Genomic DNA, 23,631 nt, shown 5'->3' on the forward strand with positions numbered 1-23,631 from the left:
ACGATCATCGAGCACGAATGTGAGTGGGAATGAAGCAGACGGAAGCGACGTCGCCGCGGGCGGCGGCGAAGGCGGCCAGGCGTGAGCAGCTGCTCGCGGTGGCGAAGACGCTCTTCGCCCGGCACGGTTTCCACGGGGTCCGCCTCGAGGACCTGGCCAAGGGCGTGGGCATCTCCGCACCCGCGGTCTACCGGCACTTCGAGTCGAAGGAGGCCGTGCTCGAGGAGCTCCTCGTCGGGATCTCCCAGTACCTGCAGACCGGTGGGGATGCGATCGCCTCCCAGGCCGCCGAGGCGGTGTCGACGCTGCGGGCGCTCGTCGACTTCCACATCGACTTCGCGATGTCCGAGCCCGACCTCATCCGCATCCAGGACCGCGACTTCGCCGCCCTGCCCGACGGGTCACGGCGCACGGTGCGGCGTCTGCAGCGTCAGTACGTCAGCGAATGGGCGGCCGTCGCGGCCCAGGCCCACCCGGACTGGTCGCTCGAGGCCGCGACCGTGCGCGTCCACGCGGCGTTCGGGATGATGAATTCGACGCCGTACCTTGCCCGCAGCTCCAGCGCCGAGGTGGTCCGCCGCGAGCTGCGAGCGGCAGCGACCGCGGCGCTGGGGATCGGCTGACCCCCGGCCGCGGGTGACTGCGCCGACCGGGGTGCGGGCCGGTCAGGGGACGATGACGAGCTTGCCGCGAGTGTGCCCGGTCGCGCTCGAGCGGAACGCGTCGGCCACCTCGGCGAGGGGGAAGATCTCTGCGACATCGACGGTGAGCTTGCCCGCGTCGACGAGCTCGGTGAGTCGGGCCGTCGTCGCTCCGTCGGGGCGCACCCAGATGTAGCGACCGCCGTGCTCGGTCACGGTCGGGTCGGCGATCGAGGCGTGCGCTCCGTCGTCGGCGAGGACGGCGAGCGTGGTCTCGAGCTGGCCGCCGACGAAATCGGCGACGGCGTCGACGGGACCGCCTGCAAGCTCCGTGACCCGGTCGGCCAGGCCCTCGCCGTAGGTGACTGGTTCGGCGCCGAGGCCTGTCAGGTAGTCGTGGTTGCGCTCGGAGGCGGTGCCGATGACGCGGGCGCCGGCGGCCTTCGCGATCTGGACGGCCATGCTGCCGACGCCTCCGGCGGCACCGTGGATGAGGACGGCCTTCCCCTCGAGGTCGCCGAGGGCGTCGAGGGTGCGCAGGGCGGTGTTGCCGGCCAGCGGCAGCCCTCCGGCCTGCTCCCAGGTCAGTCCCGCGGGCTTCTTCGTCACGGCGTGGACGGGGACGGCGACCTTCTCCGCGAAGGTGCCGCCGCCGAGGACGTCCTTCCGGGCGTAGGCGACGACCTCATCGCCGATCTCGAACTCCGGGGTGTCGAAGCCGAGGCCGATGACGGTGCCGGCGACGTCCCAGCCGGGGATGACGGGGAACTGGGTGGGCAGGAACTTGTCGAGCCCGCCGCCGACGAGCTTCCAGTCGACGGGGTTGACCCCCGCGGCCTTGACTTCGATGAGGACGGAGGCCGGCGGCACCTTCGGATCCTCGACCGCTCGGATGGTGATGTCGTCGAAGTCATCGGTGAACTGGTCATAGACCGCTGCGCGCATCGCGCCTCCTCAAAGGGGCTGTCGGGTGGGATCTGCGGACACCGTGTTGTGCGCCCGTGCGACGCACAACACGGCAGGCGCCGGAGCTATTCCGCCGGAGTCCCCGCCGGTGTCAGTTCCGCGGCGTAGGCTCGTGACATGACTGCGCTCGCGGATCCTCCGCCGCCCGACTATGTCAGCGCCCGGCTCATTCTCAGGCGGTTCGATGACCGTGATGCGCCGTTCGTCCACGAGCTCCACGCGAATCCGGATCTCCTCCGCTTCATCCCGACGGCGGCGATGCCCCGGGTCGAGGACGCCGCCGCGTGGATCACCACGGTCAGCGAGTCGGCGTCACCGGGACGAGGCTGGTGGTGCGTGACCCTCCACGACGGCACCCCGGTCGGCGCTGCGGTCCTCAAACCGATCCGCTACAGCGCCGGAGAGTCCGGTGACGACGTGGAGATCGGCTGGCGGTCCCATACCGCGCATGCGGGCAGAGGTTATGCCGCCGAGGCGGGGGCGCTGCTGCTCGCTGCCGGTTTCGCCGACGGACTCGACCGGATCATCGCCGTCGTCCGACCGGACAACCCCGCCTCACAAGCGGTGGCCCGGCGCATCGGGATGGCTCCGCTCGGTGCCACCTCGAGGTACTACGACACGACGATCGATCTCTTCGAGGCGACCTCTGCCGATGCGCACTCACGGCAGGTCGCATGGAGAGGTCTCGATGATCCTGATCGTCGCGACAGCGCCGAGGTTCTCCTCGCTGACGGTCTCTACGGTGTCGGGCGACAGGTCACCGGCGACTATACGGCGGCGTGGACGGTCGATGCCCGTGACGGGTGGATCACGAGGACCGTCGCGGTCGCCGTGCAGGGCCGCGGCTGGGCGCGCACACTCACGCTTACGAGGGATCAAGACACGGGTCGCTGGTCGAGTGAGACCACGCAGTCGGGGACACCGCCCGTTCCGCTGCCGAGCCCGGGCATTGTCGACGCCGATGCCCTCGACGGTGCGCTCGACTGCGATCTCGGGCTGTGTCCGCTGACGAACACGATGCCGATCCGCCGCCTCGCTCTGCAGACCGACACGACGGCCGAGCATTCGCTGACGATGGCGTGGATCGACATGCCCTCCCTCAATGTCATCGCCGGCCCGCAGATCTACGCGGGCATCGATGCCGACCACGTCCGGTACACGAGCGGGACGCGGGATTTTACGGCGGACCTCACGATCGACAAGGACGGACTCGTCCGCACCTACCCGCAGCTCGCCGCGCGCACGGCTCTCGACCGTCCGGTCTGACTTTGGGGTCGAACACGCCGGAGGCCCGGACGAATCGCGTCGTCCGGGCCTCCGGTCTGTGAGCGCTGTCTGCAGCTCACCCAGCGGCTGACGTCACCTCACTCGTAGGTCTCCCCCGACGCCGCGCGGGCGATGAGCGACTCCGGCGGGGTGAACCGCTCACCGTAGGTCGCGGCGAGTTCCTTCGCCCGCTCGACGAAGCCGGGCAGTCCGCCCTCGTACTGGTTGACGTACTGGAGGACGCCGCCGGTCCAGGCGGGGAAGCCGATGCCGTAGATCGACCCGATGTTGGCATCGGGCACCGAGGTGAGCACGCCCTCGTCGAGGCACTTGATCGTCTCGATCGCCTCGGCGAAGAGCATCCGCTCCTGCAGATCGGAAAACGGCTCCTCCCTCGATCCGGAGTCGAAGTGCTCGCGCACGCCGGGCCACAGGTGGGTGCGCTTGCCGGTCTCGTCGTACTCGTAGAATCCGGCACCGTCCTTGCGTCCGGTGCGTCCCTTCTCGACCATCCAGTCGATGACCGCCTCGGAGGGGTGTTCCTCCCACGTGCCGCCGCCGGCCTCGACCGCGGCCCGGGTCTCCTGGCGGATCTTCTGCGACAGGGTGAGGGTGAGCTCGTCGAGGAGCTGGAGCGCACCGGTCGGGTAGCCGGCCTGGAGGGCCGCCTGTTCGACGCTGGAGGGTTCGACGCCCTCGCCCACGGCGGCGACCGCCTCGGCGATGAACGTCCCGATGACCCGCGAGGTGAAGAATCCGCGGGAGTCGGTGACGACGATCGGGGTCTTCCGGATCTGCTGGACGAAGTCGAAGGTCCGGGCCAGCGTCTCATCCGAGGTGTTCTCCCCGGTGATGATCTCCACGAGCGGCATCTTGTCCGCGGGTGAGAAGAAGTGGACGCCGATGAAGTCGGCCTCCCGCTCGACCCCGGTTGCGAGTTCCGTGATCGGCAGGGTCGAGGTGTTCGAGCCGAGGACCGCGTCGGGAGCGACGATGTTCTCGATCTCCCCGAAGACCTGCTGCTTGACGGGCACGGACTCGAAGACGGCTTCGATGACGAAGTCGACGCCGGCGAAGTCCTCGACCGAGGCCGAGGGGTGGATGCGGGCGAGCACCGCCTCGGACTTCTCCGGGGTCGTCTTGCCCTTGGCCAGCGCCGCCTCCTCGCGCTTGACGGCATAGGCCTTGCCCTTCTCCGCGGCGGCGAGTTCGACGTCCTTGAGGACGACCTCGATGCCGGCGCGCGCGGCGGTGTAGGCGATCGCGGCCCCCATCATCCCGGCGCCGAGGACGCCGAGCTTCTTCACCTGGCGGGGTTCGATGCCGTCAGGTCGGGAGCCGCCGGAGTTGATGTGGCCGAGGTCGAAGAAGAACGCCTTGATCATGTTCTTCGCCACCGCAGTGTGGGTGAGGCTGACGAAGTAGCGGGTCTCAACGGTGAGCGCGGTGTCGATGTCGACGAGCGCACCTTCGACGGCCGCGGCCATGGCCGCGCGCGGGGCGGGCATCGGGGCCCCCTTGAGCTGGCGGCGCAGGGTCGACGGCAGTGCCGGCAGCAGCATCGCGACCGACGGTGAGGTCGGGGCGCCGCCGGGGATCTTGAAGCCCTTGACGTCCCACGGCTGCACCGCCTCGGGGTTGGCCTTGATCCAGGCCTTCGCGCGATCCTCGAGGTCCGCGGCGGGCGCGAGCTCATCGATGAGACCGAGCTGCTGGGCGTCAGCGGCGGTGAACTTCGTGCCCGGCAGGATGACCTTCTGCAGGGCGTTCTGCAGGCCGATCATCCGCACGACGCGCGAGACTCCGCCGCCACCGGGCAGCAGCCCGAGGGTGACCTCGGGCAGTCCGAAGCGCGCGGACTTCACGTCGTCGGCGGCGATCCGATGGTGGGCGGCGAGCGCGATCTCGAGGCCGCCGCCGAGTGCCGCGCCATTCATCGCGGCGACGACGGGCTTGCCGAGCTTCTCGAGACGACGCAGGAGCGACTTGATGTGCTCGACCTGCGCGGTCTCCGCCTCGGCGTTCTCCGGATCGGCCCGGCGCAGTCGGTCGAGGTCACCGCCGGCGAAGAACGTCTTCTTCGCCGAGGTGATGACGACGCCGGTGATGTCGTCGACGTTGGCTTCCAACCAGTCGACGGTCTCCTCGAGGGCGGCTCCGAAGTGGTCGTTCATCGTGTTGACCGAGGAATCGGGGTCGTCGAGGACGACGGTGACGATGCCGTCGGCGTCGGTGGTGCGGGAGTAGTGAGCGTTCGTCATGTCAGACCCTTTCGATGATCGTCGCGATGCCCATGCCTGCACCGATGCACAAAGTGATGAGGCCGCGATTGAGGTCGCGGCGTTCGAGCTCGTCGAGGACGGTGCCGAGGATCATCGCCCCGGTCGCACCGAGCGGGTGGCCCATGGCGATCGCCCCGCCGTTGACGTTGACCTTCTCGTGCGGGATGTCGAGGTCCTTCATCCACTTGAGGACGACGGCGGCGAAGGCCTCGTTGAGTTCGAAGAGGTCGATGTCATCGACGGTGAGTCCGGCCTTGTCGAGGACCTTCTGCGTGGCCGGGGTGGGGCCGGTGAGCATGATCGTCGGTTCGGAGCCGACGACGGCGGTCGCGACGATGCGGGCGCGCGGCTTCATCCCCATCGTCTTTCCGACCTCCTCGTCGCCGATGACGACGAGCGCGGCACCGTCGACGATGCCCGAGGAGTTCGCGGCGGTATGGACGTGGTCGATCTCCTCGACCCAGTGGTACTTCTGCAGGGCGACGTCGTCGAAGCCGGTCTGCTCGGCGAGCTTCGCGAACGCCGGGGGCAGCTGGGACAGCGAGTCGACGGTCGAGCCGGGACGCATGTGCTCGTCGCGGTCGAGGATCGTCACGCCGTTGAGGTCCTTGACGGGCACGACGGAACCGTCGAAGCGGCCGTCCTCCCACGCCTCGGCGGCGCGGCGCTGGGATTCGGCGGCATAGGCGTCGAGGTCGTCGCGGGTGAAGCCCTCGGTCGTCGCGATGAGATCGGCGCCGATGCCCTGCGGCACGAAGTAGGTGTCGTAGTTCGTCGTCGGATCCTGCGACCAGGCGCCGCCGTCGGAGCCGAGCGGAATCCGCGACATCGATTCGACGCCGCCGGCGAGCACGAGCGATTCGAAGCCGCTGCCGACCTTCTGGGCGGCGAGATTGACGGCTTCGAGTCCCGAGGCGCAGAACCGGTTGACCTGGACGCCGGCGACGGATTCGTCGAGCCCGGCGACGAGCGCCGCGGTGCGGGCGATGTCCGAGCCCTGTTCGCCGACCGGGGAGACGACGCCCAAGACGATGTCGTCGATCGCCGCATCGTCGAGGTCGGGGTTGCGCTCGCGCAGGGCGTCGATGAGTCCGACGACGAGGTCGATGGGTTTGGTGCCGTGCAGCGCTCCGCCGCGGTTCTTCCCGCGCGGCGTGCGCACTGCGTCGTAGATGAACGCTTCGCTCATGTGGTCCTCACAGTCTTGAGGGCGCGCAGTCCGACCGTGTGATCGCCCGCGCGGATCCCTGCAAATGATGGTGAATCGGGGTGTCGGGCGGCATGCGCCGTCCGACGGCGCTCACGCTCGATCGAAGCTGATCGATCGTTCACTAATACTCACGGTCACCATTGAACACCGCATCGCTGTGATGGTCAACACACCGGACCACCCCCTCGCCGAGGCGGTCGTCGGGCACCCGCGACACTGTGACGAAGGTCTCATCGCAGGCCCGCCTCCGGACTCGTCGGACAACAGCCGCAGTGCTTATGATGAGGCGACGCCCATTTCCGGGCGGTCGCCTCACCCCTCATTGATCCTTCAGGAGAATCATGTCCGTGATCACCCCTGCCCGCCTGCGCCCGGGCCTCGCTCTCGTTCTCGCTGCCGGACTCCTCGCCGGCCCGATCGCCCTCGACGCGACCCCCGCCGAGGCGGCGACGAAGTCGTGCAAGGTCTCCATGTCGAATTCGAAGCCGAAGCAGTACTCGTGGACGACGGTCAAGGTCTCGAAGGTCGGGGCGAAGGCGAAGGTGACGACGACCGCGCACTACAAGACGACGAAGACGAAGAAGAACGCGACCGCGTCGACGAAGGGCGCGGCGAACCTCGACTACTACATCTCGGGCGCCACCCCGGGCAAGAAGGTCAAGGTCACCGTCACCGCGAAGAAGGGCAAGACGTCGTGGTCGTGCTCGACGTCGTTCACCCCGAAGAAGAAGTAGCCCCGCTCCTCAGTGTTTCGGCCTGTGCCGCCCGGTCCCGTCGGTCCTCTCCGGATCGGCGGGACTCTGCGTTTCCGGGGTCGGCTCCGCTGCTCGCGGGGCCTGTTCCGCGGAGCCCGGTTCCTCGGTGCGTTCGGTGACCGCGGTGCTCTCCCCCACCTCGGTGCCGGAGGGGTCCTCCGTGACGGTCAGTCGCTCGACCTGCACGACTCGACTCTCACCGGGCTCTTCGGTCGGATCGTCCGCCTCGGCGCCGGAGGACGCGGACTTCTCGGAGGACTCGGACACCGCCGCCGTCGCACTGTCGCCGTCGGTGGAGAACGGGGCGTCGAGGCGGATCTTCGCGATCGCCACGGCGACCCAGATCGACAGGAGCACCGGGAGGAGGATCGCGATGAGGGCCGAGGGGTCGAGGATCGAGGAGAGGTAGGAGTTGAGCTCCTGCGTGAGATCGCGTTCGTTGACGACGCGGCCGAGCCCGTTGAGCTGGTCGAAGATCACCTGGTAGACGGTGACGTAGATGAGGAACCACTGGATGTAGTACTCGGTGATCGTGAGGATCTCCAGGCCGACGCCGGCGCGCTTGAAGATCGGCTGGACGATGAGGAACATGATGATCCCCGACGCCAGAGCCACGGAGATGACGCCGAGGAAGAGTCCGGGGCCGATATTGATGAGTGCGACGCCGACGATGTAGAGGCCGAGCATGACGATGAGGACGACCATCCCGACGACGGTCATCGCCAGGCCCAGGCCGATGGCACCGAGGAACCCGCCGATCCGCTTCCAGTCGCGGTTGCCCGGCGGGGTCGTGAGGATGCCCATGATGATGAACAGTCCGCACAGGACGACGAGGTGGACCAGCAGCGACATGTCATTCTCCGTTCGCCTCGACCGGAGCCGATGATGCCCAGGCCGCTTGCCCTCAAGGGTACACAGCCTCAGAGTCCATAAGACCGACACAGGCCCGGTGACCACGGAGAACACCGCAATCCGCCCATGCCTCTCGACTCAGCGTCAATATTTTCTTGACACGCGATGAAGTGTCAACCTAGCCTTGACACATGACTTCTTTCACTTTCTACGGAATCACCGAAGACCGCCCCTCGACCCGCTGGCAGGCACTGTTCGACACCGTGTGGCCGGCCTACCGCGCCTGGTACCTCAGTCAGGGCGACTGGGCCCGACCCGATCTGGCCACCGCGGAGGCCAAGCTGCGTGAGCACATGCCCGAGCTCGTGCCGACATGGGAGCGACTCGTCGAACTCACCGGCAACGATGAGACGGCCGCGCGGATGCTCACCCTGTGGAACCCGCCGCGCTTCCTGCCCGGCTGCTCCCAGGTCGCCATGTCCTCTCCCGAACCGGCGCTGCTGCGCAACTACGACTACGGCCTCGAACTCTTCGAACAGGTCCACGCCTCCACCCGGTACGGCACCCGACGGGTCATCGGCACCTCCGACTGCCTGTGGGGTCTGCTCGACGGGTTGAACGAGGACGGGCTGGCCGTCTCCCTCGCGTTCGGCGGACGCCCCGGCGACGGGGACGGCTTCGCCGCACCGCTCGTCGTCCGCTTCCTCCTCGAGGTCGCCGGCGATGTGCCCGAGGCCCTGCGCCGACTCGAGACCGTTCCGGTGTCGATGTACTACAACCTCACGATGGTCGATGCGACGGGCAGGAGCGTCACCGCGTACGTCGGGCCGGGAATGGCCCCGGAGATCATCGAGGATCCGGTCGCGACGAACCATCGGGGACGCCACCCGGACTACCCCGACCACGCTCGACGGTTCCGCAGCGTCGAGCGTCAGGAGCTTCTCACCGAGGCGCTCGAGGACGGACGCGGAGTCGAGGCGATGGCCGAGGCGATGCTCGGGCCAGGGGTCTGGAGCGGGGACTACGACAACGCATTCGGCACCCTGTACACTGCCGTCTATCGGCCCCTGAGGGGCGAGGTCGAATACCGCTGGCACTCCCGCAGTTGGACCCGCAGCCTCAACTCTCCCGAGGAGATGATCGTTGTGACACTCGACGACGACAGCACCGAACCGGTGGATCTCAGCGACTCCGGCACCGCGTCCTCCAACGCGGGGACTGCCGGCGGCGCCCGGTTCTCAGCGCCCGATCCGAATGTCGAGGCCGACCCCGGGGTGGAAGCCGTCGCCGAGCTCATCGCCTCGGCGCGGCAGGCGATCAACGGTCTCGCCCACTCCCCCGATCCGGCGGCGTTCTCCGCCCTCATCTCCCTGTCCTCCGAAGTCGGCGAGGCCCTCGGCACGAGCGCCCGCCTGCTCGCCGAACACAATTCGTGGGCCCGCGTCGCCGAACTCGCCGACGTCAGCCGTCAGGCCGCCTGGCAGCGCTGGCGCTGATCGCAGCCGACGCTGCCCCGGGGCCGTCCACCGCCGATGGTCCCCGGGGCTGTCCCCGCCAAGGCATCCGAGTCCGCACCCGTCAGGAGGCACCATGAATGGCACCGAGGATCTCATCACCCGCGCCGAGGCGATCGCTCGGACGGCGCACACCGGCCAGGTCGACAAGGCGGGCCAGGACTACATCGACCATCCGCGGCGGGTGGCAGCCAATGCCGCCGCCATCGCTGAAGAGCAGGGTCTGGACTCCGCCGATGCCGAGTCCGCGATCGCGGCGGCGTGGCTCCACGATGTCGTCGAGGACACCTCGGTGAGCGCGGATGATCTGCGTCGTGAGTTCCCCACCGAGGTGGTCGCCGCGGTTGATGCGGTGACGAAGCGCAGCGGTGAGGCCGTCGAGGACTACTTCGCCAGGGTCCGGTCCGACCGGCTGGCCGTCATCGTCAAGACCGCTGACCTCGCCGACAACACCGACCCCGTCCGGCAGGCCGCGCTCGACGATGCGACGCGCGTGCGCCTGGCCGAGAAGTACCGCCGGGCGTATGAGCTGCTCGGTGTCGACCTGCTCGAGGCGGACGCCGACTGAGTCCCTGGCACCTGCCGGCGACGACCTGCGGCAGGCGGTGTTGTCGGGAACTGCGCTGAGGTACCCTCTCGTCGGCAATGGGGGCTGCGGAGTTCTGTGTTAGTGTTTCGCAGGCTTTCGGCTGGACTGCCCCGTCCGTGAGCCCGGCGCCTGCTGGGTGGTCCCTGCCGCCTCGGCGCTGTCATCCCCATCCCCCGGCTCTCCTCGAGTCGACGACGAAGAGGACACAGTTCCATGACAGCCAACCAGACTCCCACCCCGGTGAGAGCCTACGGCCCCTCGGTCAGCCAGCTCCGCCATCGTGCCGAGATGCCGATGCTCGTCCTCGGCATCGTGCTCACCGTGATCGTCTCCCTCGGCGCGCTCACCTACCTGCTCCTCGGGCTCTCCCTCGACGAATGGGCCCTCGGCGTCCTCATCGGCCTGTTCGCGCCGATCATCAGCTTCATCTACATCCGCTACCTCTTCTGGTCACAGATCTCCAACGGTGTCGAGGTCACGGACGAGCAGTTCCCCGAGCTCTACCGGGTCTACCACGATCTCGCCGTGGAGATGGGCTTCGGTGCCGGCACGGGACGGATGTCGACGATCCCGCAGATCTACGTCATCAACGGCAACGGAATGATGAACGCCTACGCATCGAAGTGCCAGCTGCAGCGCGGCTATGTCGTCGTCTACAGTGACATCGTCGATCTCGCGTACATGTACGGTGACTTCGGCGCGCTGCGCTTCATCATGGCCCACGAGCTCGGGCACATCAAGTGCGGTCACGTGAACCTGTGGCGCAACGGCATCCAGCCGATCCTCGTCCTGCTCCGGCTCTCGCCGTTGCTCTCGCGAGCCCAGGAGTACACGGCCGATCGCACCGCGTCGTTCTACGCTCCGCAGGACGCGATGAAGCTCATCGCCCTCTTCGCGGGCAAGAACATGGCCAAGCACGTCGACGTCGACGCCTACATCCGCTCGGTCGATCGGCACAAGAACGGGTTCTGGCTGCGTCTGTCGAACTTCCTCGCCGGCCATGCGGTCGGGTTCCGCCGGATGAAGGCGCTCAGTCTCGTCAAGACCCACGGATGGAATGTGCAGGGCAAGATGCTCTGAGGCCGGCCAAGCCTCACGAGCCTCCCAGCCGGTGTGTGATGACTGACACACTCCGGGGTGGGAGAATGAAGGCGTGCGCTCAGTCCTCGTCTCGGCGAATGCCCTCGGATCCGGTCGTCCTCTGCGTCTGCTGCTGTGGCCTCTGCTCGCCGCCGTCGCAGTCTTCATCCTTGCGCTGGCGGTCCTCGCCCCCGCGCTCGCGCAGCTCGAGCGCTCCATCGCTGCGAGCAGTCAGCCGCGGCCTCCGGCGGACGTTTCCGCGGCGGTGAGCGTCGAATCCCCGCCGAGCTTCTCCGTTGCCGTCGGGGTCGATGACACGGTCTCCGAGATGCCGGCCCTGCAGAGCGCGATGGTCGACTACCTCGCGTTCTCCGACGAATATGCCAAGCGCCTCAAGGAGGGCGCCCTGGTTGAGGAGTTCGGGACCGAGGAGCGCGTGCTCTCCCCCGCCGGGGCCCGGGCCCAGGTCGAGGATGGGACGTCGGTTCTCGCGGTGATCCTGCCCGCGCAGCTCACGCCGACGGTGCTCGCCGACATCCGCGACTACTCCGCGGGACGGCTCGCTGAGGCACCGACGTATCCGATCACGATCGTCGCCGGACCGCAGGCTCTCAACGAGGACGGCTTCATCGTCACGAAGTACGAGGACGAGGTGGTCCGGCAGGCCAACGAGTTCGTCGCCGACCAGATCCGCACCGTCGCCGGCGAGCTCACGTGCGATCCTGCCGGCAGCAGCCTCAACTGTGCCCGGTCGACCGATGAGACCGCGCGGGCGTTCGAGCGACCGTTCACGACGACCGTCGACGAGGTGTCGGGGCCCGACCCGGTCGACTACTTCGGCCCGGACGCTGACGGTGCGGCGTCCGTGCCGTCGGCCGGGAACCCGCCTGCGGCGACCGCCCAGATCAACCCCGTCGCCGAGGAGGCTGCCAGCAATGAGCCCGCGTGGGCGTCGTCCGCATGGATGCCATCCGTGGTCATCGCGTCGGCGCTCGCGGCGCTGACCTTGGCATTGACGGCGTCGTTCGTCGTCAATCGGGCGGCAGGGCTGAGCATCGTCCTCGTCGGTCCGTGGCGCACGATGCGCGCCCAGCGACCGTTCCCCAGGCAGGCTCTGCTGGGGATCAAGCTGCTCATCGGAGCGGTCGGTTCGGTGGTGCTGGGTGTGGCCGCGGCCATTGCGGCGACCGGCATCGGCACGTTCGTCTTCCAGCATGCCGGTGGGCATGCGGAGGTGCGCTTCGTCGCGGTCCTCGTCTACAGCGGGGTGTTGTCCGCGATGCTCGTGAGCATCGTGCTGGCGATCAATGACCTCGCCGGCACGCTGTTCGGTGTCCTCGCGGCCGTGGCTGCGCTCATCATCGTCGCGGCGAACTCGGGACTGCCCCGCCTCCTCACGCTTCCCGTCAACGATCTCGACCTGGGGATTCAGCTGGAGATGCTCGTGTCATTGGGAAGCCCGACGACTCTGCTCTCCAACATCGCGCCAACGCTGCTGGGATTCGCCGTCGCGACGGTCGTCGCCGCAGTGGCTGGCGTTGCCGGAACCCACTTCTACGACCGTGCGCACAGCACGAAGGTCGACGTGCGGTGAGACAGGTCCTGTCGTCTGGACGGGGGAACGAATCAGGCCGGCTGACTCAGCATGTCTGCTGGTCAACCGGCCTGTTGCCGAGCCGCCTGCGGGAATCGAACCCGCGACCTATTCATTACGAGTGAATCGCTCTGCCGACTGAGCTAAGGCGGCAACCGCACCAACTTTAGCCAATCCGAGCACCGCGGGTCAAAACGGACGAGGGACCACCTCGGCGCCTGGAACCACCCACCCCACCCATGCGCGTCCACGCCGCTGATCTGCGATTTCACCCGGCCCGACGACGGTGATCCGCGACTCTCCTGCGACCTCCATCCGCTGGTGAGAACGGGTGCGACACGTGTCACACTCGACCGACCCGCTAACCTTGGGTGGATACCCACTGCGAAACCGAGAGGCCGATTACGTGAGAGAGTTCGATTCGACAGAGTTCATGAGCGACTTCCAAGCGCTCATCGAGTGCGAATCGTTCTCCCATGACCCCGCGGCACTGGCCCGCAGCGCTCAGCTCCTCTCCCGCATCGGCACCGGCCTCCTCGGAGCCGCGCCGCATGTCATCGAGACCGGCGGCCATCCGCACCTGCTGTGGCGCTTCGGTTCCGGAGAGCGTGAGGTCGTCCTCATCGGCCACCACGACACGGTTTGGCCGACCGGCACGATTGAATCCTTCCCCTTCTCCGTGACCGACGGGGTCGTCCGCGGACCCGGCGCCGATGACATGAAGGGCGGAATCCTCATCGCCCTCTACGCCATGGCCCGACTCCGCTCCGAACGCGGCAGCCTCGACGGCGTGAGCGTGCTCATCACTTCCGACGAGGAGCTCGGCTCCCCCGGCTCACGGCAGATCATCGAAGATGAGGCGCGCGGTGCGAAAGCCGCCCTCGTGTTCGAAAGCGGCGCCCCCGACGGCTCGGTGAAGATCGCGCGCAAGGGCGTGGCGATCTATTCCCTCGAGGTCGCCGGTCTCGCCGCGCACGCCGGTGTCGAACCCGAGAAGGGCATCAACGCCACCGTCGAGATCGCCAACCAGGTCGTGTCGATCGCCGCCCTCCACGCCCCGAATGTCGGGACCTCCGTCGTGCCCACCGTCATGCGCAGCGGCTCGACGACGAACACCGTCCCCGCCGAGGCGGTCGTCGGCATCGACTCCCGTGCCGCAACCGTCGCCGAACAGGAGCGCATCGACGCCGAGCTGCGGGCGCTGACCCCCACCGTCGCCGGCGCCCGCCTCGATCTCAAGGGCGGGATCAATCGGGGTCCGCTCGAAGAGGAGATGGCACTCGGCCTCTACGCCCGCGCGCAGCGCCTCGCTTCGCACCTCGGCCACCCGCCGCTGCGGTCGGTGGCCGTCGGCGGCGGCTCGGACGGCAACTTCACCGCCGGTGTCGGGACACCGACCCTCGATGGTCTCGGCACCGTCGGCGGCGGCTCCCACGCGCGGACCGAACACGCCCTGCAGGTCTGGATCCCCCGCCGCGTCGAACTCACCGCCGCCCTCGTCGGCGAACTCCTCGACGAGGACTGACCTCAGCAGACGGTCCACGACAGCGTCCGCGCCGAGGCCGCTTCCACCCGTGCAGAGGACGGGCAGGACTCAGGCGGCGCCGTCCCGGTCGGTGAGCAGCCAGGGATTCGACAGCAGCACGAACGCGGATTCGACGATGAGCACCGGTGACATGTTCGTGGCCAGTCGCCGCCGCGCCTCGGCGATCGCATCGATGCGCAGCAGGGTGGTGTCCGCGGTGTCCCGATTGCCCTGTTCGGTGATGAGTTCGTCCTCGCCGGCATTGATCCACCCGTCCCGCATGCCCAGCTGGTACATGAGGATGTCGCGGTAGAGACTCATGAGCTCGAGGAAGATCCGGTCGAGTTCGTCGTTGCGGGCCCGCACCGACCGCCGCTTCTGCTCCTCCTCGAGCTTGCGGATCTGCGCTCGCGCCGACGGCGGAACGGTCTTCTCCCCGGCGATGCCGAGGGTCTCCATGAGGTCGCTGCGTTCCTTCGCGTTGCGCTCCTCGACGCGGGCCTTCGCCGTCTCCGCGGCTTCGTCGACGATGCGCCCGGCCAGCCGGATCGTCGCCCCCACCGAGGTGAGTTTGCCCGGGATCGCAAGGATCTTCTTCCGCTCGTCGGCCGCGGAGTCGCTCAGCGCCATGTACTTCGCCCGCCCGATGTGGTTCTGGGCGACGGCCGCGGCCCAGCGCGCCCGCTCGGGATCGACATGGTCGCGGTCGATGAGCAAGCTGGCAACGGCCTCACGTGAGGGAATGCGCAGGCGCACGGGACGGCACCGCGACCGGATGGTCGTGAGGACGTCGATGGGGCTCGGGGCGCAGAGCAGCCACACCGTCGCCGGCGGGGGTTCCTCGATCGCCTTGAGGAGGACGTTCGCGGTGCGCTCGGTCATCCTGTCGGCGTCCTCGATGATGACGACGCGCCACGGGGAGTTGACTGGCGCGGTCTGGGCCTTGCCGACGAGTTCGCGCACCTCGTCGATCGCGATGACCGACTTCTGCGTCGACATGATCGTCAGCGACTCGTGGTGGCCGGACATCACCCTGGCGGTGACATCATTGGGCGCCTCACCGCCGGAGATGAGCGCGGCTGCGAAGGCTCTGGCCGCATTCGACCGACCGGAACCGGGCGGCCCGGTGAAGAGCCACGCATGCGTCATCGCCGCCGGCGAATTGAGCGCGTACTCGAGTTGGCGAACGACGTCGTCCTGTCCGACGAGTTCGTCGAAGACGCTCACCGGGACCCTCCGGGACCGTTGAAGCGGTTGCGGTTGCGCTCCCGCTGCTGGCGCACACGCTCACGGGCCTGCCGTTCGATCTCGGCCTGCGCCTGGAGGCGTTCGCGGCTCGTCTGCCGGGCGCTGCGGGCCGGAAGCACGGTCGTGGCCGCTTCGTCGGAGCCGTTCGACTCCTCAGCCGCCGAGGTCTCGATGATCGTCGTCGGCGCCTCATCGGGATCGTCCTCGTCAATCACCGGTGCCTGTGGCCGGAAGGTGCCGGCCGAGAGCACTGTGGTCTCCGCTTCCTCCCGTTCGTCCGGCGTCGCTGCGCTGCTCGTGCGCTGCTCGATCTCGACGGCATCGTCATCACCGACGACATGGTCGGCGGCTCCGGTCACCGGGTGCACCCGGGTCTCTGCCTCACCGTCGGTGACGAGCGGTCCCTCATCGGCGTCCTCTGCCTCGGGAGCATCGCTTCCCGCATCCGCCGTCCGCGTGTCTTCGGCGGTGCGCTCGGCGTCTGCGCCGCCCCGGTCCTCAGCACTGCGGCCGAGGAACGGTTCGCTCCGGTCGGCAGACGTCTCGTCGGCATCCTCGCGCAGGTCGGCACCGAGGTCGACCTTGTCGGTGGCAACGCCATCGTCATCGTCGGTCGGTGACCCGACCTCGCTGACGGGGACGAATCGCGCCCGCGGACCGTCGCCGGTCTCACGTGCCGGTCGCTCCTCCGATGCCGACGCAGACGCATCGCCTGTCGCATCGCCCGCGGCGGTGCGGGCCGGCTGTCCGACGGTCGGCGAGTCCTCAGGCACCAACGGGGCAGCCTGCGTCGCAGGCAGCACGCGCTCGCCGGTCCCGCGGCTCGAGGCACTGCTCGCCTCATCGCGGCCGGCAAGATCGCCGTCCGCGCCACCGGCGGGCGCTGGCGTCGTGGACTCGGCGCTGTCCGGCCTCTCGCTCTGCGGCCCGGATGCGGCGGCGGCCGCCGTGCCTCCGACGGCCGGCGTCGCCGACTCGGCGTCGGTCACGGAACCGGGCACCGCCTCTGCGACGGAGCCCTTCCTCAGGGTGTGCGGCAGCCGCGCATGCACGGCTGCGAGGATCTGCCCGGCGAGCTCCTCCTGGGTCACGGACGCGTCGAGGACGACGTAGCGTTCGGGGTCCTTCTGGGCGCGGTTGAGGTAGGTCTGGCGGACCCGCTGATGGAACTGCTGGTTCTCCTGGTCGAGGTAGTTCGATTCTCCGCGGGCGCTCATCCGGGCGGCAGCCACCTCGGGGTCGATGTCGAGGACGATCGTCAGGTGCGGGATGAGTCCTTCGGTGGCCCAGCGGCTGAGCGCTAGGATCGTCTTCGGGTCGAACTCGCGGCCGGCCGCCTGGTAGGCGACGGTCGAGTCGATGTAGCGGTCGGTGATGACGATGCTTCCCGCCTCGAGCCCGGGATCGACGAGCGAGGCCACATGGTGGGCGCGGTCGGCGGCGAAGAGGAGGGCTTCGGTGCGGGCGCTCGGCGGTTCGGCGTCGAAGAGCACCGAGCGGATCTTACGGCCGAGCTCGGTGCCGCCGGGTTCCCGAGTCGCCTCGACGCTGTAGCCCTCGTCGGCGAGTTCACGGGAGAGTCGCGTGATCTGCGTGCTCTTGCCCGATCCGTCGCCGCCTTCGATGGCGATGAAGAACCCGGGACCGAAACGGTCGGCGAGGGCGCCGACGCCGTCCTTGTTCGCGTCCTCGGACTGGCTGGGCGGGCGGAAGCCGTGGACGATGTCGACCGACAGTCCCTGCATGCCGTGCGGGTCGAAGATGCAGAGGCCGATGATGCCGGCGACGAGCGCGGCGAACCCGATGACGACGAACGCGACGTCGGCCGGCGGCAGGGTGAAGATCGCGTCGGTGCTGATCGGGGCCACGGTGATGTCGATCGCGTTGATGAGGAGGGCGATGAGGGCACCGCCGACAGCGCCGACGCGGCGGGAGAAGTCGTAGACCTGGGAGCGCACGCCGATGCCGACGAGGAACGCGACGACGCCGGCGAGCACGACCTTGCCCGAGAGTTCGTCGATGGCACCGGTGGCGATGAGGAGGATGCCGGAGACGGTGAGGGCGAACGCCGAGACGCGGGGGCGGGACATGCCCGGCGCGAACGTCGGCCCCATCTCGAAGCCGATCGCCCAGCCGAGGAGGGCGACGACGAGCATGAGCGCATATCCGGCCTGACCGTACTCGTGTTCGACGGCGGTGGGTTCGGCGAGGATGAACGTCGCCCCGAGGACGCCGAAGAGGGCGATCGGCACCCACGGCTTCGCAATGCTCGCCGGGGGCCTGGCGACCCGCGCCTTCGCGACCGGGAACGACCCGGTCGTCGACGACTCCGCATGGAGGGCGCGTTCGGGGGTGAGGTAGATCATCACGGCGCCGATGACCATGGCGATGCCGACGAGGAGGCTCATCCAGCCCAGCGAACTCGTTCCGGCTTCCGCGCCGCCCATGATCTGGAAGGAGCAGGCGAGGAAGAGCAGCACAGTCGCGGGCACGCCGACCCGGCGCCACGGCTTCTCGTTCGTGAAGGGGGTGAGGCTCATGAGGAGGCCGATGACGGCACCGAGGACGAGACCGGTCACCCAGGTCAGCCATGCGCTCGGGGCGAGGCTCAAGACGATGAGGAGAGCCGCCTCGACGACGGCGGAGATGCTCAGTGCCCGTTTGCGCACGGCCGGCCCCCGACCGGCGAAGACCTTCGACGGGATGAAGAGTCCCGCACACGCGAGGACGAAGACGATGAGCAGGGACAGACTGCCGGCCTGATTGTCGAACTCACCGGCGCCGAGGGTATCGGCGAGGGTGGTGAACGCGCGACCGCTGACGGTCGTGAAGAACCCGCTGGTGCCGGCTACGACGTAGCTGATCGCAGCGAGGACGATGAGGGCGCCCCACACCGCGGTTTCGGTGACCAACCGGCCAGGAGCGCCGGGAAGTCGATGTCCTGTAGTCGTCAACATGCTCACGCCACTACCCTATCTTCAGGTTCTGACATATCTCTTGGAAGCCCCGTGAGTCTCGGCTGGTCCTCCGGTGAGTCCCGCCGGTGTCCGGTGGGTCCCACGGTGTCCGGACCCGCACCTCCCCGCCGGCGTCCGGTGCACGAGCGCCATCATCTACTCTTGATCCGTGACGACAGACCGCGAACCCGCACCGGACGATGCCGGCCCCACGACCGGAGACGGCTCCCGCACCCCGATGGACCGTGTCGAGACCGAGGGTCTGTCCCCGACCGACGAGCTCGCGTTCGCCCGTGTCCTCCTCGACTCGGTCAAGGCCGGGCGCCGAGGCGCGACGCTGCGGCTCTACCGCCCCGCCCCGACCGTGGCCTTCGGTGCCCGCGACCGCTTCCTCCCCGGTTTCCCGGCGGCCGTCGAGGCCGCCCGCGACCACGGGTTCACTCCCGCTCTGCGCAGCCTCGGCGGACGCGCCGCCGCCTACCATGAGGGCTCTCTCGTCATCGATCACATCGAACCGAGCGACTCCTTCATCACCAATACCTCCGCGCGGTTCAGCCGCTTCGGCGAGGACTACGTCGCAGTGCTGCGCGGCATCGGCGTCGACGCCCGCCTCGGCGAGATCCCCGGCGAATACTGCCCGGGTGAGTACAGCGTCAACGTCGCCGGTCGGATCAAGGCCATCGGCACCGCGCAGCGCGTCGTCTCCGGGGCGTGGCTGTTCTCCTCCTCGGTCATCGTCACCGACCCTGATCCGATCCGCGCCGTCCTCACCGACGTCGAGGCCGCACTGGGCGTGACGTGGGATCCGCTGACCGGCGGGTCGATCAGTGAGGTGCATCCGGAGATCACCGTCGATGCCGTCACCGAGGCGTTCGCCTCCTATTTCGCCCGCGACTTCGCGCTCACGCCCAGTTCGCCGACGGCAGACGAACTCGCCGCCCTGCCCGCGCAGGCCGCCGGGCACGTGCTGTAACGAGGCCGTCCTCCCGGTTCGCCCCGCGAGGGGTCTACCCCACGCGGGGTTCACCCCACGAGGGCCCGCGCTCTCTCCCCACCGCGATGCGGGAGAGCATCGCGCAAGATGCCAGAAGGCGCCTCCGAGCGTGCCGGAGACCACCCCGCAGCAATGTGCGCCGCATCCAGGGTGAATTCGGCGCCGATTTCACCCTGGACCTGGCGCACAACCACCGCGGACGTGGCGCACCTTCCATTCGAGGCCACCCGCCGCCGCCCGACGACCGCTGAGCATGTGAAGAGCACCCGGGAACGCACCCGGGGGCTCTCACTTGCGTGAAGCAGCGGCCTGACTCGAGGAGTCTGCGTCTTCACTGCTGGCCGGAGATTGCTCAGCCTGCTTGAGCTCGCGCCTTCACTGCCGCCACATCGCGTTCCAACCGGTCCAGTGCCGCAACGAGATCTTCGTCGCCGCGATTCGACAGACCCTCGGCGATGAACTGTCGCGTGAGCGCTGAGACGGACACTCCTGACTCCTCTGCGAGCGCCTGGAGCTTCTCAAGAACATCAGCAGGGACTCGCACGGTCAGCAGCGGTGAGGAACTTCGATTCGATTTGCGCCACTCACCTTCTGCCAACTTGTCCCGGTAATCAGCGGTATCGGCATCCAATTCGGCGCGCAGTGCTGCGCGCGCCTCGGGAGGAACACTACCTTTCGTCATGACGGCTTCCTTCGTAGAGCTTGCGATGCGATTCATTGGCGGGCCAAGCATTGCCGCCGTAGAGCAGGCCTTCGTGCCTGACAACGATGACGACCAGCACCTCTGCCCGCGTGGAGCTCCACCTGATGTATCGATCAGATTTGCCGGATCTGCTGGCCGGATCAGGCGTCAGCAGGAGGGCTTCCGGATCATCGATTGCCTCCTCTGCCTCTGTCTGCGTGACACCATGGCGCCGCCACATGTGTGCGGCAGCGCGCGAATCCCACTCGATCGCCGTCACACAGACAGTGTATGACATTCGTTATACAGTGCAATAGCCCTTTACGCCGCAGCGTTTCCTACTGCCCACTGGCAGTCAGCCGGATTGTGCGCCAGGTTCAGGGTGGAATCTGCTCCGATTTCACCCTGGAGCTGGCACACAATCACCGTCGATGCGGCTCACACTCGGTGTGAGGCCGCTTTTCGGCGGTCCGCCGACCGCTGAGCATGTGAAGAGCCCCCGGGGTACGCACCCAGGGGCTCTCGCACGCGCAGAACGCAGAGCAGTCGCCTGACTCGAGGAGTCCTGCCTCGCCGCCGGCCTCAGACCGCCCGACTCAGGGGGTCTTCGGCTTGGCTGCAGTGGTCTTCGCAGCCGTCGTCTTCTTCGCCGCGGTGGTCCGTGACGTCGTCGACTTCTTCGCCGCAGTCGTCTTCGCCGCCGTGCTCTTCGCAGTCGACTTCGCCGCGGTCGTCTTCGCGGCGGTCGTCTTCTTCGCCGCCGTCTTCTTGGCGGGAGCCTTCTTCGCCGGCGCCTTCTTCTTGGCTGGACCCTTCGCGCGCTTCTCGGCGAGGAGTTCGGCGCCGCGCGCCGGGGTGATCGACTCGACGTCGTCATCCTTGCGCAGGGTCGCGTTCGTCTCCCCGTCGGTGACGTAGGGGCCGAAGCGGCCGTCCTTGACGACCATCGGCTTCTTCGTCTCCGGGTCCTCGCCGAGTTCCTTGAGCGGCGGCTTGGCGGTGCGTCCGCCGCGCTGCTTCGGCTGCGAGTAGATCTGCAGCGCCTCGTCGAGGGTGATCGTGAAGATCTGCTCCTCATCGGTCAGCGACCGCGAATCCGTGCCCTTCTTCAGGTACGGACCGTAACGGCCGTTCTGTACCGTGATGTCCGTGCCCTCCTCGTCCTGGCCGACGATGCGGGGCAGGCTGAGGAGCTTGAGCGCGGTCTCGAGGTCGATCGTGCCGACGTCCATCGACTTGAAGAGCGAACCGGTGCGCGGCTTGGGCTTCTTCGCGCCGCGCTTGGGCTTCTCCTCGGACTCGGGCAGCACCTCGGTGACGTAAGGGCCGAACCGGCCGTTCTTCGCCACGATCGTGTGCCCGGTCTCCGGGTCGACACCGAGTTCGCGGTCGCCGTCGCCCTGGTTCTCGATGAGTTCGGCGGCCTTCGCGGCGGTGAGCTCATCGGGGGCGAGATCGTCGGGAATCGACACGCGCTTCGGGTCGTCGCCCTCGACCCCCGAGGTGACCTCGAGGTACGGGCCGTAGCGTCCCACGCGCAGGGCGACGCCGTCGCTGATGCGCACCGTGTTGACTTCGCGGGCGTCGATCTCGCCGAGGTCGTCGACGATCTCCTTGAGACCCTCCCTGTCGAGACCCTCTCCACCGAAGTAGAACCGGGCCAGCCAGGCCTTGCGATCCTCTTCGCCCATCGCGATGCGGTCGAGTTCGGATTCGAGATCGGCGGTGAATTCGTAGTCGACGAGTTCGGTGAAGTGATCCTCGAGCAGACGGACCACGGAGAACGCCAGCCAGCTCGGCACGAGTGCATTGCCGCGGGAGGTGACGTAGCCGCGGTCCTGGATGACCGAGATGATCGAGGCGTACGTCGAGGGACGGCCGATGCCGAGCTCTTCGAGCTGCTTGACGAGGCTCGCCTCGGTGAAGCGCGGCGGCGGTGCGGTCGTGTGACCGTCCGCGGCGACCTTGACGACGGAGAGCTTCTGGCCCTGCTCGACCTGCGGCAGCCGGGATTCGCCGGACTTCGTGTCGTAGCGGCTCGCGTCCTGCCCCTCCTCGTAAGCGGCGAGGAAGCCGCGGAAGGTGATGACGGTGCCCGAGGCGCTGAAGCCCGCTTCGTGGCCGTCGCCGAGGTCGGCTGCGACCTTGATCGTCGCCGTCGAACCCTTCGCGTCGGCCATCTGGCTGGCCACGGTGCGCTTCCAGATGAAGTCGTAGAGACGGAACTCGTCACCGCTGAGCGACTTCGCCACCTGCGCAGGCGTGCGGAACGAATCCCCGGCGGGACGGATCGCCTCGTGGGCCTCCTGCGCCGACTTCTGCTTGCTCGCGTACTGGCGCGGGGACTGCGGGACGTACTCCGGACCGTAGAGTTCGGTGACCTGGCGCCGGGCCGCGGCGATCGCCTGCCCGGACAGCGCCGAGGAGTCGGTGCGCATATAGGTGATGTAGCCGTGCTCGTAGAGCGACTGCGCGGTGCGCATCGCCTGGCGGGCGCTCATCCGCAGCTTGCGGCCGGCCTCCTGCTGCATCGTCGAGGTCGTGAACGGGGCGGCGGGTCGCCGCGAGTACGGCTTCGATTCGACACCGGAGACGGTCAGGGCGTTCTTCGCCGGTCCTGAGAGCAGGGTCGCGAGCTCTTCGGCCTTCGCCTGGTCGACGACGACGGCGGCCTTGGTCTTCAGTTCGCCCTTGTCGTTGAAGTCGCGACCGCTGGCCACGCGTGAGCCGTCGAGCGTCGTGAGGTTCGCGGCGAATGGGTTCGAGCCGTCGGGCAGTCCGAGGTCGATGTCGAGGTCCCAGTAGTCGGCGGAGACGAATGCCATGCGCTCGCGTTCGCGTTCGACGACGAGTCGGGTCGCCACCGACTGGACGCGGCCGGCGGAGAGTCCGGCGCGGACCTTGCGCCACAGCACTGGGGAGACCTCGTAGCCGTAGAGGCGGTCGAGGACGCGGCGGGTCTCCTGCGCGTCGACGAGGTCGATGTCGATCTCGCGGGTGTTCTCCAGCGCCCGGGTGATCGCCTCGGGGGTGATCTCGTGGAAGACCATGCGCTTGACGGGGATCTTCGGCTTGAGCACTTCTTTGAGGTGCCACGCGATGGCTTCGCCCTCGCGGTCCTCATCGGTGGCGAGGAAGAGTTCGTCGGCGTCCTTGAGCAGGCGCTTGAGTTCCGTGACCTTCTTCTTCTTGCCCGGATCGACACGGTAGTAGGGGTCGAAGCCGTTGTCGACGTCGACGGCGAACTTCCCGTACGGCCCCTTCTTCATGTCGGCGGGCAGCTCGGACGGCGTCGGGAGGTCGCGGATGTGTCCGACTGAGGCCTCAACGTCGTAGCCGTCGCCGAGGTACCCGACGATCGTGCGCGCCTTCGTCGGGGACTCGACGATGACGAGACGACGGGGCTTCTTCTCGGTTGTGGCCACGCTCACTCATTCCTTTCGGGGCACGGGGTGATCGACGAGATGGTCGATCCG

At 68.1% G+C, this 23,631-nt stretch carries 18 protein-coding genes and 1 tRNA gene; 9 read left to right on the forward strand and 10 right to left on the reverse strand.

Features of this window, described 5'->3' with window-relative positions; genetic code table 11:
- Window positions 1-29: 29 nt before the first annotated feature.
- Window positions 30-623, forward strand: a complete 594-nt coding sequence (locus FJ887_RS13915) for a TetR/AcrR family transcriptional regulator (RefSeq protein ID WP_137824856.1) — start codon at window positions 30-32, stop codon at window positions 621-623.
- A 42-nt stretch (window positions 624-665) separates the two neighbouring features.
- Here FJ887_RS13915 and FJ887_RS13920 read toward each other — a convergent pair whose 3' ends face one another.
- Entirely contained in the window at window positions 666-1,586 is a 921-nt protein-coding gene (locus tag FJ887_RS13920) for an NADP-dependent oxidoreductase (protein ID WP_137824855.1), read from the reverse strand.
- A gap of 138 nt (window positions 1,587-1,724) precedes the next feature.
- Here FJ887_RS13920 and FJ887_RS13925 point away from each other — a divergent pair, with 138 nt between their 5' ends.
- Window positions 1,725-2,873 carry a putative glycolipid-binding domain-containing protein gene (locus FJ887_RS13925; RefSeq protein ID WP_171006997.1) on the forward strand — a complete coding sequence of 383 codons (1,149 nt, stop codon included), beginning with the start codon at window positions 1,725-1,727 and terminating at the stop codon, window positions 2,871-2,873.
- Window positions 2,874-2,971: 98 nt separating this feature from the next.
- Here the strand turns inward: FJ887_RS13925 and FJ887_RS13930 are convergent, their stop codons facing one another.
- Window positions 2,972-5,134: a 3-hydroxyacyl-CoA dehydrogenase NAD-binding domain-containing protein gene (locus FJ887_RS13930; protein ID WP_137824854.1), complete on the reverse strand. Its 2,163-nt coding sequence runs from the start codon at window positions 5,132-5,134 to the stop codon at window positions 2,972-2,974.
- 1 nt (window position 5,135) lies between these two features.
- Complete coding sequence (locus FJ887_RS13935; protein WP_137824853.1) at window positions 5,136-6,344, reverse strand: acetyl-CoA C-acetyltransferase; 1,209 nt, start codon at window positions 6,342-6,344, stop codon at window positions 5,136-5,138.
- A 362-nt stretch (window positions 6,345-6,706) separates the two neighbouring features.
- Between FJ887_RS13935 and FJ887_RS13940 the strand changes: the two genes are divergently transcribed.
- Window positions 6,707-7,099 carry a hypothetical protein gene (locus FJ887_RS13940; protein WP_137824852.1) on the forward strand — a complete coding sequence of 131 codons (393 nt, stop codon included), beginning with the start codon at window positions 6,707-6,709 and terminating at the stop codon, window positions 7,097-7,099.
- Window positions 7,100-7,108: 9 nt separating this feature from the next.
- Here the strand turns inward: FJ887_RS13940 and FJ887_RS13945 are convergent, their stop codons facing one another.
- Window positions 7,109-7,972 carry an SA1002 family membrane protein gene (locus FJ887_RS13945; protein WP_181365655.1) on the reverse strand — a complete coding sequence of 288 codons (864 nt, stop codon included), beginning with the start codon at window positions 7,970-7,972 and terminating at the stop codon, window positions 7,109-7,111.
- Between the two features lie 191 nt (window positions 7,973-8,163).
- Between FJ887_RS13945 and FJ887_RS13950 the strand changes: the two genes are divergently transcribed.
- The 4 genes from FJ887_RS13950 (at window position 8,164) to FJ887_RS13965 (ending at window position 12,749) form a co-directional block, all read left to right on the forward strand.
- The gene (locus tag FJ887_RS13950; RefSeq protein ID WP_137824851.1) at window positions 8,164-9,468 is read left to right on the forward strand and encodes a C45 family autoproteolytic acyltransferase/hydrolase; all 1,305 of its coding nucleotides are present in this window, start codon (window positions 8,164-8,166) and stop codon (window positions 9,466-9,468) included.
- Window positions 9,469-9,562: 94 nt separating this feature from the next.
- Window positions 9,563-10,054, forward strand: a complete 492-nt coding sequence (locus FJ887_RS13955) for an HD domain-containing protein (protein WP_137824850.1) — start codon at window positions 9,563-9,565, stop codon at window positions 10,052-10,054.
- Window positions 10,055-10,288: 234 nt separating this feature from the next.
- Complete coding sequence (locus tag FJ887_RS13960) at window positions 10,289-11,155, forward strand: M48 family metallopeptidase (protein ID WP_219993837.1); 867 nt, start codon at window positions 10,289-10,291, stop codon at window positions 11,153-11,155.
- Between the two features lie 73 nt (window positions 11,156-11,228).
- A complete protein-coding gene (locus FJ887_RS13965; RefSeq protein WP_140955499.1) occupies window positions 11,229-12,749 on the forward strand; it encodes a hypothetical protein in 1,521 nt (506 codons plus the stop codon).
- 80 nt (window positions 12,750-12,829) lie between these two features.
- Here the strand turns inward: FJ887_RS13965 and FJ887_RS13970 are convergent.
- Window positions 12,830-12,902, reverse strand: a tRNA-Thr gene (locus tag FJ887_RS13970).
- Window positions 12,903-13,182: 280 nt separating this feature from the next.
- Between FJ887_RS13970 and FJ887_RS13975 the strand changes: the two genes are divergently transcribed.
- Window positions 13,183-14,274, forward strand: a complete 1,092-nt coding sequence (locus FJ887_RS13975) for a M20/M25/M40 family metallo-hydrolase (protein ID WP_249356678.1) — start codon at window positions 13,183-13,185, stop codon at window positions 14,272-14,274.
- A 69-nt stretch (window positions 14,275-14,343) separates the two neighbouring features.
- Here FJ887_RS13975 and FJ887_RS13980 read toward each other — a convergent pair whose 3' ends face one another.
- Together FJ887_RS13980 and tmk are read right to left on the reverse strand one after the other, a co-directional pair.
- On the reverse strand, window positions 14,344-15,501 hold the full coding sequence (locus tag FJ887_RS13980; RefSeq protein ID WP_137824846.1) for a DNA polymerase III subunit delta': 1,158 nt from the start codon (window positions 15,499-15,501) through the stop codon (window positions 14,344-14,346).
- Complete coding sequence (gene tmk / locus FJ887_RS13985; protein ID WP_212743292.1) at window positions 15,498-18,479, reverse strand: dTMP kinase; 2,982 nt, start codon at window positions 18,477-18,479, stop codon at window positions 15,498-15,500. Before tmk ends, FJ887_RS13980 begins: the two co-directional genes overlap by 4 nt.
- Window positions 18,480-18,717: 238 nt before the next feature.
- Here tmk and FJ887_RS13990 point away from each other — a divergent pair, with 238 nt between their 5' ends.
- Entirely contained in the window at window positions 18,718-19,452 is a 735-nt protein-coding gene (locus FJ887_RS13990; protein ID WP_171007002.1) for a lipoate--protein ligase family protein, read from the forward strand.
- A 373-nt stretch (window positions 19,453-19,825) separates the two neighbouring features.
- Here the strand turns inward: FJ887_RS13990 and FJ887_RS13995 are convergent, their stop codons facing one another.
- The 3 genes from FJ887_RS13995 to topA form a co-directional block, all read right to left on the reverse strand.
- Entirely contained in the window at window positions 19,826-20,155 is a 330-nt protein-coding gene (locus FJ887_RS13995) for a ribbon-helix-helix protein, CopG family (protein ID WP_171006996.1), read from the reverse strand.
- The gene (locus FJ887_RS14000; RefSeq protein ID WP_212743290.1) at window positions 20,142-20,435 is read right to left on the reverse strand and encodes a BrnT family toxin; all 294 of its coding nucleotides are present in this window, start codon (window positions 20,433-20,435) and stop codon (window positions 20,142-20,144) included. Before FJ887_RS14000 ends, FJ887_RS13995 begins: the two co-directional genes overlap by 14 nt.
- A gap of 316 nt (window positions 20,436-20,751) precedes the next feature.
- Window positions 20,752-23,580, reverse strand: coding sequence for a type I DNA topoisomerase (gene topA / locus FJ887_RS14005; RefSeq protein WP_137824843.1), 2,829 nt, complete (start codon window positions 23,578-23,580; stop codon window positions 20,752-20,754).
- Between the last annotated feature and the right edge of the window lie 51 nt (window positions 23,581-23,631).

The sequence above is a fragment of the Brevibacterium sp. XM4083 genome (genome assembly GCF_006489205.2).
Classification (GTDB): Bacteria; Actinomycetota; Actinomycetes; order Actinomycetales; family Brevibacteriaceae; genus Brevibacterium.

Excerpts from the sequence above, each read along its gene's own strand:
- FJ887_RS13915 (WP_137824856.1), top strand. The coding sequence starts at position 30 with ATGAAGCAGACGGAAGCGACGTCGCCGCGGGCGGCGGCGAAGGCGGCC.
- FJ887_RS13920 (WP_137824855.1), bottom strand. The coding sequence starts at position 1,586 with ATGCGCGCAGCGGTCTATGACCAGTTCACCGATGACTTCGACGACATC.
- FJ887_RS13925 (WP_171006997.1), top strand. The coding sequence starts at position 1,725 with ATGACTGCGCTCGCGGATCCTCCGCCGCCCGACTATGTCAGCGCCCGG.
- FJ887_RS13930 (WP_137824854.1), bottom strand. The coding sequence starts at position 5,134 with ATGACGAACGCTCACTACTCCCGCACCACCGACGCCGACGGCATCGTC.
- FJ887_RS13935 (WP_137824853.1), bottom strand. The coding sequence starts at position 6,344 with ATGAGCGAAGCGTTCATCTACGACGCAGTGCGCACGCCGCGCGGGAAG.
- FJ887_RS13940 (WP_137824852.1), top strand. The coding sequence starts at position 6,707 with ATGTCCGTGATCACCCCTGCCCGCCTGCGCCCGGGCCTCGCTCTCGTT.
- FJ887_RS13945 (WP_181365655.1), bottom strand. The coding sequence starts at position 7,972 with ATGTCGCTGCTGGTCCACCTCGTCGTCCTGTGCGGACTGTTCATCATC.
- FJ887_RS13950 (WP_137824851.1), top strand. The coding sequence starts at position 8,164 with ATGACTTCTTTCACTTTCTACGGAATCACCGAAGACCGCCCCTCGACC.
- FJ887_RS13955 (WP_137824850.1), top strand. The coding sequence starts at position 9,563 with ATGAATGGCACCGAGGATCTCATCACCCGCGCCGAGGCGATCGCTCGG.
- FJ887_RS13960 (WP_219993837.1), top strand. The coding sequence starts at position 10,289 with ATGACAGCCAACCAGACTCCCACCCCGGTGAGAGCCTACGGCCCCTCG.
- FJ887_RS13975 (WP_249356678.1), top strand. The coding sequence starts at position 13,183 with ATGAGCGACTTCCAAGCGCTCATCGAGTGCGAATCGTTCTCCCATGAC.
- tmk (WP_212743292.1), bottom strand. The coding sequence starts at position 18,479 with ATGTTGACGACTACAGGACATCGACTTCCCGGCGCTCCTGGCCGGTTG.
- FJ887_RS13990 (WP_171007002.1), top strand. The coding sequence starts at position 18,718 with ATGGACCGTGTCGAGACCGAGGGTCTGTCCCCGACCGACGAGCTCGCG.
- FJ887_RS13995 (WP_171006996.1), bottom strand. The coding sequence starts at position 20,155 with ATGACGAAAGGTAGTGTTCCTCCCGAGGCGCGCGCAGCACTGCGCGCC.